The sequence below is a fragment of the Agromyces cerinus genome, assembly GCF_016907835.1.
Taxonomy (GTDB): Bacteria; Actinomycetota; Actinomycetes; order Actinomycetales; family Microbacteriaceae; genus Agromyces; species Agromyces nitratus.
The window spans coordinates 1,467,146-1,479,917 of sequence record NZ_JAFBCT010000001.1; the positions used below are offsets into that span (position 1 = coordinate 1,467,146).

Consider the following 12,772-nt stretch of genomic DNA (forward strand, 5'->3'; position numbering starts at 1 on the left):
TCCTACCGTTGTGCCCGCGCGTCCTCGCGGACTCGGCTCTTGCACTCGGTCCGGTCGTTTTCGGACACTATGAGGACCCATGTCAAGTCCGCTGCATCGGCATGGTCTTTCACCACGCCAGCGGGCCAGAACGGGTCCTGCCTCCATTATACAGACGTGCGCACCGCTTCACGCCTGATCGGGGCCGGACTCGCTCTCTTGTTGCTTCAACGTCGAGACGGCCGGGGGCATTCCCCGCCCGTTCAGAGTCCGCGCGGCGTGTCGTCGTCGTTCGCGCGGCGGAACGCGAGGAACTTCTCGAGCTCCGCGGCGATCTCATCGGCCGACGGCAGCTCGCCGTCTTCGTCGGTCAGCGGCGATCGGAGCGTGGTGCCCTCCATGTAGGAGTCGTGCCGCTGCTCGAGCGTGCCCACGAGCTTCGCGAGCTCGGCGTTCTCCGACACCTGCTCGTCGATGCGGGCGATGAAGTCCCGTCCCTGTTCGCGCAGCGCGTCGGTCGGGAAGATGCGTCCGGTCGCGGCGCTGATCGCCTCGAGCGCGGTGATCGCGGCCGATGGGTACTCGGCGTCGGAGAGGTAGTGCGGAATCAGCAGCACGAAGCCCGTCGTGGGGTGGTCGAGCTCTTGGAGCCGAAACTCGACGAGGTGCAGCGCGTTGGCGGGCACCTGCGTCGTCGGACGCCAGATCGACATCGCATCGATGAGTTCGGAGCGATTGCCGCTCACGGTCACGCCGACGGGCCGCGTGTGCGGCACGGGCATCGGGATCGAGTTGATCCAGGTGGTCGACGACACCTCGAATCGCTCGATCAGGTCGAGTACGGCCGAGCTGAACCGCTGCCACTGATAGTCGGGCTCGAATCCGGTGAGCAGCAGGAACTGCTGGCCCAGCTCGTCGACCGCGAGATCGAGGCTCAGCCGCGGCGGCGTGTAGTCGGTGAGGTGGTCGCCCTCGAAGAGGATGATCGGCCGGCGCGCCCGGTAGTCGAGCAGTTCGTCGGCCTCGAAGGATGCCACGACCGTGCTGTCGAGCGTCGAGAGCAGGTACTCGGTGGTCTGCGCGACGGCCCCGCCCGCATCGGCGTAGCCGGTGAGACCCGCGACCAGCGGAAGCCCGGCGGGAACGATCACGTCGGGGTTCAACTCGTACAGGGAGCGGGGGTCTCGCATGCTTCCAGCCTACTGAGGCCCGTTGCACCCTCCTCCGGATCATCGCCCGTCCACATGATGCCGAGAGCGAACACGTACGATCGACCGCATGGCTGTTCCCACCCTCTCAGTGACCGACTCCCCCGCTTCCGCCTCCGACGCCGACGTCGTGCTGCTCGCCGTCCGAAAGGGCGCCGACGGCCCGGAACTGCTGGCCGAAGCCGGCTTCGACTGGGTGGCGCCCGTGCTCGAGGCGCTCGACCTGAGCGGGGCGGCCGAAGAGTTCATCCGCATCCCCGGCGTTGCCGGCGGCCCGCGTGTGGTCGCGCTGGTCGGCATCGGGGAGCGAGCGGATGCCGCGAGCCTCCGCCTCGCCGCGGGTAGCGCGCTCCGCCAGCTGAAGGGCGAGCTCGCGGTGGCGATCGCCGTTCCGACCGATGACGCCGACGCTGCCGCTGCACTCCTCGAGGGCGCAGGTCTCGGCGCCTACGGCTACGACGGATTCCGTTCGGAGCCGAAGCCGCGGCCCACGAGCATCGTGCTGCACTCCGTGTTCGACGGGTCCGCGATCGGTGTCGACCGGGTTCGCGCGGTGGTCGCCGCCGTCGCGACCACGAAGGACCTCGTCAACATGCCGCCCGCCGACCTGTTCCCCGAGCGACTCGCGCAGATCGCCGTCGAGGCGGCCGCGGCCGTCGGCATCGGCTCGAAGGTGTGGGACGAGCAGGCGCTCGCCGCCGACGGGTTCGGCGGCATCCTCGCCGTCGGTCAGGGCTCGAGTCGCGGGCCGCGACTCGTGCGCCTCGACTACACGCCGGCCGGGGCATCCGCTCACCTCGCCCTCGTCGGCAAGGGCATCACGTACGACTCGGGCGGCATCTCGCTGAAGCCCATGACCGCGCTCGTCGGCATGAAGACCGACATGGCGGGGGCGGCAACCGTGCTCTCCGCGATGGTCGCCCTCGCCGAGCTCGAGGTGCCGATCCGGGTCACGGGATGGCTCTGCATCGCCGAGAACCTGCCCTCCTCGACCGCGGCGCGCCCGAACGACGTGCTGCGGATCCGCGGCGGCAAGACCGTCGAGGTCATCAACACCGACGCAGAGGGCCGGCTCGTGCTCGCCGACGGCCTGGTCGCCGCGAGCGAGGAGCAGCCCGACGCGATCGTCGACGTCGCGACCCTCACCGGCGCGCAGATGGTCGCTCTCGGCCACCGGATCGCGGGCCTCATGGGCGAGGAGGACCTCGTCGGGCAGGTGCGCGCGGCGGCGGACTCGGTCGACGAGTCGACCTGGCCGATGCCGCTCCCCCGCGACCTCATGCAGTACCTGAAGTCGGATGTCGCCGATCTCGCGAACACCAAGCTCGGCATGACGGTGCCCGGCATGCTGCTCGCGGGCGTCTTCCTGCAGGAGTTCGTCGGGCTGCGAGAGGGCGCCGACACGCGCATCCCGTGGGCCCACCTCGACATCGCGGGCCCCTCGCACAACACCGCAGCCGGCTACGGCTTCACCGGATCGGGCGCCACCGGCATCGCCGTTCGCACACTCATCCGGCTGGGCGAGCAGCTCGCCGCAGAGTAGTAAGGTCGTTGGGGGCGAGATCCTCGCCCATACACCCTGTCCCGGCAACGAACCGGGAGCAGTCCGTGTCGCAGATCTGGTGCGCAAGGGAGAGAGCGTTTGTCCGAGCAGAACTTTGACATTGTCGTCCTGGGCGGAGGCAGCGCCGGCTACGCCGCTGCGATCCGTGCCGTCGAACTCGGCATGACCGCCGTGGTGATCGAGAAGGACAAGCTCGGCGGCACGTGTCTCCACCGCGGTTGCATCCCCACGAAGGCCCTGCTGCACTCGGCAGAGGTCGCCGAGGTGGCCCGCGAATCTGCGAAGTACGGCGTCAAGACCTCCTTCGAGGGCGTCGACATCGCCGGCGTCTCCGCCTACCGCGAGGGCATCGTCGCGAGCAAGTGGAAGGGCCTGCAGGGTCTGCTGAAGGCTCGCGGCATCCCCGTCATCGCCGGTGAGGGCCGTCTCGTCGCCGCGAACACCGTGGCCGTCGGCGACGACCGCTACGTCGGCAAGAACGTCGTGCTCGCCACGGGTTCCTACTCGCGCTCGCTCCCCGGCCTCGAGATCGGCGGCCGCGTCATCACGAGCGAGCAGGCCCTCGAGCTCGACTTCATCCCCAAGAAGGTCGCCGTGCTCGGCGGCGGCGTCATCGGCGTCGAGTTCGCGAGCGTCTGGAACTCCTTCGGCGCCGACGTGACGATCATCGAAGCCCTGCCCCACCTCGTGCCCAACGAGGAGGAGACGATCTCGAAGCAGCTCGAGCGCGCCTTCCGCAAGCGCGGCATCGAGTACTCGCTCGGCGTGCGCTTCCAGAGCGTGACCCAGAACGACGACGGCGTCGTCGTGACGCTCGAGAACGGCACCACCTACGAGGCGGAGCTGCTGCTCGTCGCCGTCGGCCGTGGCCCGGTCACGCAGAACCTCGGCTACGAAGAGGCCGGCATCACCATCGACCGCGGCTTCGTCATCACGAACGACCGCCTCGAGACGAGCGTTCCCGGCGTCTACGCCGCCGGCGACATCGTCCCCGGCCTGCAGCTCGCGCACCGCAGCTACCAGCAGGGCATCTTCATCGCCGAGGAGATCGCGGGCCTCGCCCCGATCGTCGTCGAAGACGTGAACATCCCGAAGATCACCTACTGCGAGCCCGAGGTCGCCTCCGTCGGCTACACCGAGGCGAAGGCCGCCGAGAAGTTCGGCGCCGACCAGGTGTCGTCGTTCGAGTACAACCTCGCCGGCAACGGCAAGAGCTCGATCCTCGGCACCTCCGGCTCGATCAAGGTCGTCCGCGTGAACGATGGCCCGATCGTCGGCGTGCACATGATCGGCGGCCGTGTCGGAGAGCTCATCGCCGAGGCGCAGCTCGCCGTGAACTGGGAGGCGTACCCCGAAGACATCGCCCCGTTCATCCACGCCCACCCGACCCAGGGCGAGGCATTCGGCGAGGCAGTGCTGAAGCTGGCCGGCAAGCCGCTCCACGCCATCTGAACCCGTCGTTCCCATCCACGACTGCAATAAGCTAGAAAGCGTTCCCACGCTGTGAAGGAGACAAGCGCATGAGCGAATCCGTCAGCCTCCCGGCACTCGGAGAGAGTGTCACTGAGGGCACGGTCACCCGCTGGCTGAAGAATGTCGGCGACCGTGTCGAGGTCGACGAGCCGCTGCTCGAGGTCTCGACCGACAAGGTCGACACCGAGATCCCGTCACCCGTGGCGGGTGTCATCGAGGCGATCCTCGTCCAAGAGGACGAAACCGTCGAGGTCGGCACCGCGCTCGTGACGATCGGCGATGGTTCGGGTGCAGCTGCTGCTGCCCCGGCCGCTCCCGAGGCCGCAGCGCCCGTGGCGGAGGCGGCTCCGGCTGCTCCTGCCGAGCCCGTCGCACCCGCTGCTCCGGTCGCCGAGCCCGTCGCACCGGCTGCCCCCGCAGCTCCGGCAGCCCCGGTCGCCGAGCCCGCAGCTCCGGCAGCCGAGCCCGCAGCTCCGGCAGCCGAGCCCGTCGCACCGGCTGCCCCCGCGGCTCCGGTTGCTCCGGCAGCCCCGGTCGCCGAGCCCGTCGCGCCGGCAGCCCCCGCAGCTCCGGCAGCCCCGGTCGCCGAGCCCGTCGCACCGGCAGCCCCCGCAGCTCCGGCAGCCCCGGTCGCCGAGCCCGCTGCTCCCGCAGCGCCGGCAGCTCCCTCGGCACCCGCCGGTGGCTCGCACGCCGGCCCTGCAGGCTATGTCACGCCGATCGTCCGCAAGCTCGCGAACGAGCAGGGTGTCGACCTCGCGAGCGTCACCGGCACCGGTGTCGGCGGTCGTATCCGCAAGCAGGACGTCATCTCGGCGAATGCTGCGCCCGCGGCATCCGCTGAAGCCGCCCCGGCGCGTCAGGAGCTCGAGGTCTCGCCGCTGCGCGGCACCACCGTGCCGATGACGCGCCTGCGCAAGGTCGTCGCCGAGCGCGCCGTCGTCTCGATGACGTCGACCGCACAGCTCACGACCGTCGTCGAGGTCGACGTGACCCGGGTTGCCCGCCTGCGCGACAAGGTCAAGGGCGACTTCCTCGCCAAGACCGGCAACAAGCTCTCGTTCCTGCCGTTCTTCGCGATGGCAGCGGCCGAAGCGCTCCGGGCCTACCCGATCATCAACTCCACCGTCGACGGCGACAGCATCGTCTACCCGGCGCAAGAGAACATGAGCATCGCGGTCGACACCGAGCGCGGCCTCCTCACCCCGGTGATCCGTGACTCGGCCGAGCTCGACATCGCCGGCCTCGCCGCGCAGATCGCCGACCTCGCCGAGCGCACGCGCAACAACCAGCTGAAGCCCGACGAGCTGTCGGGGGGCACCTTCACCCTGACGAACACCGGCTCGCGCGGTGCACTCTTCGACACCCCGGTCGTGTTCCTGCCCCAGTCGGCGATCCTCGGCACCGGCACCGTCGTGAAGCGCCCCGTGGTCGTCTCGACCGACGGCGCGGACGCGATCGCCGTGCGCTCGATGGTCTACCTGGCGCTCTCGTACGACCACCGCATCATCGACGGCGCAGACGCCGCCCGCTTCCTCACCGCCGTCAAGCAGCGGCTCGAAGAGGGCGCATTCGAGGCGGACCTCGGCATCTAGCCGAAGATCTCTCGAAGTCGCCAACCGGCCTCGCCCCTCATCACGAGGAGCGAGGCCGGTTCTCGTTCACCCGTTGCGTAGGGAACCGCGACGAGCACCGCCGAACCCATCTCGGCCGTCACTGCGATGCCGGCCGGATCGAACGCGGCCGGCGCGTCACCGCCATCGCGCGCGACGCCCATGGCCGCGACCTCGTCGGCTTCGGCGGCGGAACCGGGTTGCACGATCGTCTGCAGGCAGGCCAGGTCGAGCTGATCGAAGCACTCGGCACGGCGCTCGAGCATGGCCTGCACGGCTGCCACGACGTCATCGCCGGCGGTGGCATCCTCGGGCGCGGCCGCCGGCGCTGACGGATCGACCGCCGGCACCTCGGCCGCCTGCGCAGCAGCGTCGTGACCGGTGCCCGCGGACACGGCGTCGTTCGTCTCCGGCGGCACCAGCGTCAGGAGCAGCACGAGTGCTCCCCCGCCGACGAGGGACCCGACGACGAGAGCTGGTCGGCGGCGGCGCAGCATCGCTCGCGCTCGGCTCCGGACGCCGAGGGAGGCGTCGGGTGAACCGGAAGTCGGTGCACCGTCGACTGCGCGACGGCCGTCCGCCAGGAACGCTGGCCACTGCGCGAGGTCGAGCAGGGTCGCGAACGAACCGCGTGCCGGAGCCTCGGATGCACCGAGGCCGCCGGCATCATCGCCGTGTGCGTCCGAAGTCCCGGTCTCGAGCGGCGCGGTCGCCCGTGATCCCAGGCCCGGCCGTGGTGCGACGGCGACGACGCCACGGATGGCCGCGGGCTCTGCAGCAGCGAAGAGCGCTCGTTCGAGCTCGGCGTCGCACGGCATGAACGGCCGTGTCGTGAGACGTGCCTGCATCAGTTCATCGACGGCAGCGAACACCCCCGGTCGCTCCGTCGCCGCGATCACCTCGGCGACCAGGTCCGCGAGGGCGAGGTGCCCCGTTCGAAGGAACTGATTGCGCTCGTGCGGCGCCGAGGGAAGTCGCTCGAGGCCGCCGAGGCCGATGAGCCGCGGACGCCCGTGTCCGTCGAGGAGCACGTCGCCTGGCGACATCCGGATGTGCACGAACCCTCTGCGCGCGAGTTCGCCGACTGCGACCGCGATCGGAGCGAGGATCGTGACCGCTTCGCCGGGGGTCAACCGCCGCTCTGCGATGATGCGAGCGACCGATGCGCCCGCCAGCCGTTCGACCGCGAGTGCGCATCGCCCGTCGTCGAGGGTCGCGACGTCGAAGATCGCAGGCAGCGACCCCGAGGCATCCGTCGACATCGCCTCGATCTCGATGGCGATCGCCGCTCCGTCCGCCGTGGCCTCGTAGACCCGCACGACCGCGAGCGGTCCCGGATCGTCTGCCGGGCCGTCGACGGCGGCGAGGAACACGTCGGCACGCTCGCCCGACGCGATGCGCCGGAGCAGACGGTAGCCGGCGAGCGTCGACGAGGCCGAAGGCGATGCGTCGCGCGTCACCGCCTCGGCATCGGAGCCGGAGCCGGAGCGATGTTCGGGGCGTCGCCTGCTGGATCGAACCATGCCGACAGCATGCCTGCGAGTCACCGCCAGGGTAGAACCGGACCGATCGCTGGGGAGTCCAGCCCGTCGACGACCGCTGTCGAGGAGGAGTGACCTAAGCTGAATCCCATGCTCGACATCGTCGTCACGGGGCTAAGCGCCAACTCCGTGCCGTACATCGAGGGTCTCGACCTTCAGCGCGCCGTCCATCGCGCGGTTGTCGGGGGCGAACGCCCCGACACCGTACTCCTTCTGGAGCACCCCTCCGTCTACACCGCCGGCAAGCGCACAGCGCCCGAAGAGCGGCCGACCGATGGCACTCCCGTCATCGACGTCGACCGTGGCGGCAAGATCACCTGGCACGGACCCGGCCAGCTCGTCGGGTATCCGATCCTGCGCCTGCCGGAACCCATCGACGTCGTCGGATACGTCCGGCGACTCGAGGGCATCCTCATCGACGTGCTCGCCGACATCGGCCTGGAATCGCACCGCGTCGACGGCAGGTCCGGCGTCTGGGTCGGCCCGCCCGGACGCGAGAACAAGATCGCCGCCATCGGCATCCGCGTCGAGAGCGGTGTCACCATGCACGGCTTCGCCCTCAACGCGAGCAACGAGCTCGACGCCTACGACCGCATCGTCGCCTGCGGCATCCGCGATGCGGGAGTGACCACGATCAGCCGCGAACTGGGTCGCACCGTGACCCCGGCCGATCTCGTCGAACCGATCTCCGCGCGATTCCGCGCCGAGGCGGCGATCGCCGCGTGAGCACGACACCCGAGGGGCGCAAAATGCTGCGCCTCGAAATCCGCAACGCCCAGACGCCGATCGAGCGCAAGCCCGAATGGATCAAGACCCGGGCGAAGATGGGGCCCGAATACCGGGCATTGCAGTCGCTCGTGAAGAGCGAGGACCTGCACACCGTGTGCCAGGAGGCCGGCTGCCCCAACATCTACGAATGCTGGGAGGACCGTGAGGCGACCTTCCTCATCGGCGGGGCGCAGTGCACGCGTCGCTGCGACTTCTGCCAGATCGACACCGGCAAGCCGGCCGACTACGACGCCGACGAACCTCGCCGCGTCGGCGAGTCGGTGGTGAAGATGCAGCTGCGCTATTCGACCGTCACTGGCGTCGCCCGCGACGACCTGCCCGACGGCGGCGCCTGGCTCTACGCGGAGACGATCCGCGAGATCCACCGTCAGTCGCCCGGCACGGGGGTCGAGATCCTCGTGCCCGACTTCAACGGAGTGCCCGAACTACTGCAGCAGGTGTTCGATGCCCAGCCCGAGGTGTTCGCGCACAATGTCGAGACGGTGCCGCGCATCTTCAAGCGCATCCGTCCGGCGTTCCGATACGAGCGGTCGCTCGACGTCATCACGCAGGGCCGGGACGCCGGACTCATCACGAAGTCGAACCTCATCCTCGGCATGGGCGAGGAGCGGGAAGAGATCTCGCAGGCACTGCAGGACCTCCACGACGCCGGCACCGACATCATCACGGTCACGCAGTACCTGCGGCCGAGCCCCCGGCATCTGCCGGTCGCCCGCTGGGTGCGCCCCGAGGAGTTCATCGAGATCAAGGAGGAGGCCGAGGCGATCGGCTTCCTCGGCGTCCTCGCCGGCCCCCTCGTACGTTCCTCCTATCGGGCAGGTCGCCTCTGGGCGCAGTCGATGCACGCGAAGGGGCGGGAACTGCCCGCCGAACTCTCGCATCTCGCCGACGCATCGCTCGGCTTCGCGCAGGCGGTCGGCTAGCGGCATCCGCCGTCTCGGACCGCGACCAGATCGCGGTCCGAGACGGCCCTCCGCGCCGGTATCCTTGAGAACATGGCACGTACCAAGGACGCATCGAAGGCTCAGAAGGAGCCCGGCCGCATGAAGCAGATGTGGCAGGTCTTCCAGATGACCCGCCGCTACGATTCCACCGCGCAGTGGCTGATGCTCCTCGGCTTCCTCGCCCCCGTGCTCGTGAGCCTCGGCCTCGCGCTCTGGTTGAGCGAGGGCAACGGCTTCACGATCGCCCTCTGGGTCGTCGCGGGCGTGCTCGCCGGCCTCCTCATCGCACTCGTGATCCTCGGCCGTCGCGCCGAGCGTGCCGCGTATTCGCAGATCGAGGGCCAGCCCGGCGCGGTCGGTGCGGTGCTCCGCAGCGGCCTTCGCGGCGGATGGGTCGGCAACGAGATGCCCGTCGCCGTCAACGGCAAGACGCAGGACGCCGTCTATCGTGCCGTCGGCCGTGGCGGCGTCGCCCTCATCAGCGAGGGGCCCGTCTCGCGCACGAAGCGCATGCTCGACGACGAGCAGCGCAAGGTCACCCGCATCCTGCCGAACGTTCCCGTCATGCAGCTCTCGGTCGGCGACGACGAGGGGTCGATCGCCCTCCACAAGCTCCCGGCGGCGCTCCGCAAGACCAAGAAGGCGCTGACCAAGCCCGAGGTACTGGCCGTCTCCAATCGACTCAACTCGCTCCAGACCTCCCTGCCGATCCCGAAGGGCATCGACCCGATGAAGGCCCGGCCCCAGCGCGGCAAGATGCGCTGACCCGGCACTGAGCGAAACGAACGCGGCATCCGTCATGACGGATGCCGCGTTCTCGTCGTGTGGCCGAGGAAGGCAGCGGCCCGTTCCCCGGCTGCATCATCCCGTTCGGCGGTAGCCTCGCAGGGTGCGTCGCCTTCCTCTCCTCGTACCGGTTGCGGCCATCGCGGGCGTCGTCGCCTGGGCCGAGTTCGTCCACCACCGATCGACCGGTCGGCGGCTCGGTACCGCGGCGCGGTCGGGTACCTCGGAAGCAGTCGTCATCCTCGGCTACCGGAATCGCGGGACGCGGGCCAACCTGTTGAACCGCTACCGGGTTCGCGCCGGGCTCCGCTCGCGGGATCCGCACGCGTCGGAGAGCGTGCTCGTGCTGTGCGGGGGCGGTGTGGCCAGCTCCGTCTCCGAGGCGGAGCTGATGGCCCGCTACGCCCGACGACGCGGATACACCGGGCCGATTCGGCTGGACCGCGACAGTTCGACCACCTGGGAGAACATCCAGAACGCGATCCCGTTCATCGAGGACGCGGACGCGATCAAGATCGTCTCCAACTCGCTCCATGCCGAGAAGGGGCGAGCGCACCTGTGGAAGCTGCGGCCCGACCTCGCCGATCGACTCGTACGCGCCGAGGATCACCGGCTCGGTGAGCTCGCACTGGTGAAGCCGCTCGCGGCCGTGCTCGGATTGCGGAGCCTGCGGGGCCAGTGACCGGGGTCTCGGAAGACACGACGGGGCTAGTAGCGGATGAGCACCGTGCCGGCGACCTTGTCGTGGAAGCCGCGCTGGTCGGAATCCCAGACGAGCGCCGGAATGACGATCAGGAGCAGCGCGGTGCGCACGACCGGACGCCGGGCGCCGATCCAACCGCCCTCGAGCGGGATGACCCGCATGCCGAGCAGGCGGTGCCCGAGGCTGCCGCCGATGGTCGGGATGAAGACGATCTGCAGCACGGCGAACACGAGCGGCGTGACCCAGGTGTACGCGGCGGACTCGTAGGGCGTGAAGAGCAGCGAGATCAGCATGGCGCTCGCCCAGTCGACGAGCAGCGCGGTGATGCGGCGACCGGGTCGAGCCACGGAGCCGCGCCCTTCAGCGGGCAGTCCGAGGCGCTCCCCCGGCCATCGGCTCGGCTCGAGGTCTCCGAAGGTCTGGGGTTTCGCATCAGGCACCAGAAGAGTCTACCGAGCCGTTCTGGGCGTAACATGGCCGAAACATTCCGGTCACGGCAGGGAAACGGCACCCGGCTAGCGTCACTACCGGCTGTGAAAGTCCGTCCGGTTCTAGTCCTCTTGGAGACTGCGCAAACATGTTCAGCGATTCGTCCGAAGTTCTCAAGTTCATCAAGGAGACGGATGTCAAGTTCCTCGACATCCGCTTCACCGATCTTCCGGGCGTGCAGCAGCACTTCAACATCCCGGCCTCCACTGTCGATGAAGAGTTCTTCACCGTCGGCCAGCTGTTCGACGGCTCCTCGATCCGCGGCTTCGCGAACATCCACGAGTCCGACATGCAGCTCATCCCCGACGTGACGACCGCGTACATCGACGCGTTCCGCGCCGAGCGCACACTCATCATGGTCTTCGACATCTACAACCCGCGCAACGGCGAGATCTACTCGAAGGACCCGCGTCAGGTCGCCAAGAAGGCCGAGAAGTACCTCGCGTCGACCGGCATCGCCGACACCGCGTTCTTCGCCCCCGAGGCCGAGTTCTACATCTTCGACGACGTGCGCTACGAGGTCAACCAGCACTCGAGCTTCTACTCGGTCGACTCCGAAGAGGGCGCCTGGAACTCGGGCCGCGTCGAAGAGGGCGGCAACCTCGGCAACAAGACCCCCTACAAGGGCGGCTACTTCCCCGTCTCCCCCGTCGACAAGCAGGCCGACCTGCGCGACGACATCTGCCTCAAGCTCATCGACGCGGGCCTCATCCTCGAGCGCTCGCACCACGAGGTTGGCACCGGTGGCCAGGCCGAGATCAACTACCGCTTCGACACGATGGTCGCCGCAGCCGACGACATCCTGAAGTTCAAGTACATCGTCAAGAACACCGCCGAGCAGTGGGGCAAGACGGCGACGTTCATGCCGAAGCCGATCTTCGGCGACAACGGCTCGGGCATGCACACCCACCAGTCGCTCTGGAGCGAGGGCAAGCCCCTCTTCTACGACGAGGCCGGCTACGGCGGTCTCTCCGACCTCGCGCGCTGGTACATCGGCGGCCTGCTGAAGCACGCCCCCGCGGTGCTCGCCTTCACGAACCCGACGGTGAACTCGTACCACCGTCTGGTGCCCGGTTTCGAGGCTCCCGTGAACCTGGTGTACTCGGCGGGCAACCGTTCGGCGTCCATCCGCATCCCGATCACCGGCACCAACCCGAAGGCCAAGCGCATCGAGTTCCGCGCTCCGGATGCCTCGGGCAACCCCTACCTCGCGTTCGCCGCGCAGCTCATGGCCGGCCTCGACGGCATCAAGAACCGCATCGAGCCGCACGAGCCCGTCGACAAGGACCTCTACGAGCTCCCGCCCGAGGAGGCCAAGGCGATCCCGCAGGTCCCCGGCTCGCTCGGCGAGGCCCTCGCGGCACTCGAGGCCGACCACGACTTCCTCCTCGAGGGCGGCGTGTTCACCAAGGAGCTCATCGAGACGTGGATCGACTTCAAGCGCGAGAAGGAGCTGAAGCCGCTGGCTCTGCGTCCTCACCCGTTCGAGTTCGAGCTCTACTACGGCGTCTGATCCTGCAGCCCCCTCTGCAGTCCCCAGGATCCGAACCTGCATCCCCCCTGCAGTCGTAGGATCCGGCCTGGATGGGCCCGCACCGCTTCGGCGGGCGGGCCCATTCGTCGTTTCACGGCAGCACGTTGCGTCGGGCCGACGGGACGACCGGATGACGATGTCGCTCGTCT

At 69.0% G+C, this 12,772-nt stretch carries 11 protein-coding genes; 8 read left to right on the forward strand and 3 right to left on the reverse strand.

Annotated features, from left to right (window positions below; all coding sequences use genetic code 11):
* Positions 1 to 242 precede the first annotated feature (242 nt).
* Positions 243 to 1,169 (reverse strand): proteasome assembly chaperone family protein, encoded by a 927-nt coding sequence (locus JOE59_RS06775; protein WP_204459488.1) that lies wholly within the window; start codon positions 1,167 to 1,169, stop codon positions 243 to 245.
* A gap of 88 nt (positions 1,170 to 1,257) precedes the next feature.
* Between JOE59_RS06775 and JOE59_RS06780 the strand changes: the two genes are divergently transcribed.
* The 3 genes from JOE59_RS06780 to sucB all read left to right on the forward strand — a co-directional run bounded on the left by JOE59_RS06780 (position 1,258) and on the right by sucB (position 5,819).
* Positions 1,258 to 2,730, forward strand: a complete 1,473-nt coding sequence (locus JOE59_RS06780) for a leucyl aminopeptidase (protein WP_204459489.1) — start codon at positions 1,258 to 1,260, stop codon at positions 2,728 to 2,730.
* Between the two features lie 99 nt (positions 2,731 to 2,829).
* Positions 2,830 to 4,203 (forward strand): dihydrolipoyl dehydrogenase, encoded by a 1,374-nt coding sequence (gene lpdA / locus JOE59_RS06785; RefSeq protein ID WP_204459490.1) that lies wholly within the window; start codon positions 2,830 to 2,832, stop codon positions 4,201 to 4,203.
* A 68-nt stretch (positions 4,204 to 4,271) separates the two neighbouring features.
* A complete protein-coding gene (sucB, locus tag JOE59_RS06790; protein ID WP_204459491.1) occupies positions 4,272 to 5,819 on the forward strand; it encodes a 2-oxoglutarate dehydrogenase, E2 component, dihydrolipoamide succinyltransferase in 1,548 nt (515 codons plus the stop codon).
* Here the strand turns inward: sucB and JOE59_RS06795 are convergent.
* Positions 5,816 to 7,360 (reverse strand): serine/threonine-protein kinase, encoded by a 1,545-nt coding sequence (locus tag JOE59_RS06795; RefSeq protein WP_204459492.1) that lies wholly within the window; start codon positions 7,358 to 7,360, stop codon positions 5,816 to 5,818. The two genes, sucB and JOE59_RS06795, sit on opposite strands and share 4 nt — an antisense overlap.
* A gap of 108 nt (positions 7,361 to 7,468) precedes the next feature.
* Here JOE59_RS06795 and lipB point away from each other — a divergent pair, with 108 nt between their 5' ends.
* The 4 genes from lipB (at position 7,469) to JOE59_RS06815 (ending at position 10,579) form a co-directional block, all read left to right on the forward strand.
* Positions 7,469 to 8,104 carry a lipoyl(octanoyl) transferase LipB gene (lipB, locus tag JOE59_RS06800; RefSeq protein ID WP_074259141.1) on the forward strand — a complete coding sequence of 212 codons (636 nt, stop codon included), beginning with the start codon at positions 7,469 to 7,471 and terminating at the stop codon, positions 8,102 to 8,104.
* A complete protein-coding gene (gene lipA, locus JOE59_RS06805; RefSeq protein ID WP_204459493.1) occupies positions 8,101 to 9,090 on the forward strand; it encodes a lipoyl synthase in 990 nt (329 codons plus the stop codon). The genes lipB and lipA overlap by 4 nt, the downstream gene beginning before the upstream one ends.
* Positions 9,091 to 9,162: 72 nt before the next feature.
* Positions 9,163 to 9,876, forward strand: coding sequence for a DUF4191 domain-containing protein (locus JOE59_RS06810; RefSeq protein WP_204459494.1), 714 nt, complete (start codon positions 9,163 to 9,165; stop codon positions 9,874 to 9,876).
* Positions 9,877 to 10,000: 124 nt separating this feature from the next.
* Positions 10,001 to 10,579, forward strand: coding sequence for a YdcF family protein (locus JOE59_RS06815; RefSeq protein ID WP_204459495.1), 579 nt, complete (start codon positions 10,001 to 10,003; stop codon positions 10,577 to 10,579).
* 26 nt (positions 10,580 to 10,605) lie between these two features.
* Here the strand turns inward: JOE59_RS06815 and JOE59_RS06820 are convergent, their stop codons facing one another.
* Positions 10,606 to 11,040 carry an RDD family protein gene (locus tag JOE59_RS06820; RefSeq protein WP_307836982.1) on the reverse strand — a complete coding sequence of 145 codons (435 nt, stop codon included), beginning with the start codon at positions 11,038 to 11,040 and terminating at the stop codon, positions 10,606 to 10,608.
* A gap of 137 nt (positions 11,041 to 11,177) precedes the next feature.
* Between JOE59_RS06820 and glnA the strand changes: the two genes are divergently transcribed.
* A complete protein-coding gene (glnA, locus tag JOE59_RS06825) occupies positions 11,178 to 12,602 on the forward strand; it encodes a type I glutamate--ammonia ligase (protein WP_179550060.1) in 1,425 nt (474 codons plus the stop codon).
* Positions 12,603 to 12,772 lie beyond the last annotated feature (170 nt).

Bases quoted from the DNA above. Each gene is read 5' to 3' on its own strand.
- glnA (WP_179550060.1), top strand. From the start codon at position 11,178: ATGTTCAGCGATTCGTCCGAAGTTCTCAAGTTCATCAAGGAGACGGAT.
- sucB (WP_204459491.1), top strand. From the start codon at position 4,272: ATGAGCGAATCCGTCAGCCTCCCGGCACTCGGAGAGAGTGTCACTGAG.
- JOE59_RS06795 (WP_204459492.1), bottom strand. From the start codon at position 7,360: ATGGTTCGATCCAGCAGGCGACGCCCCGAACATCGCTCCGGCTCCGGC.
- JOE59_RS06810 (WP_204459494.1), top strand. From the start codon at position 9,163: ATGGCACGTACCAAGGACGCATCGAAGGCTCAGAAGGAGCCCGGCCGC.
- JOE59_RS06780 (WP_204459489.1), top strand. From the start codon at position 1,258: ATGGCTGTTCCCACCCTCTCAGTGACCGACTCCCCCGCTTCCGCCTCC.
- lipB (WP_074259141.1), top strand. From the start codon at position 7,469: ATGCTCGACATCGTCGTCACGGGGCTAAGCGCCAACTCCGTGCCGTAC.
- JOE59_RS06775 (WP_204459488.1), bottom strand. From the start codon at position 1,169: ATGCGAGACCCCCGCTCCCTGTACGAGTTGAACCCCGACGTGATCGTT.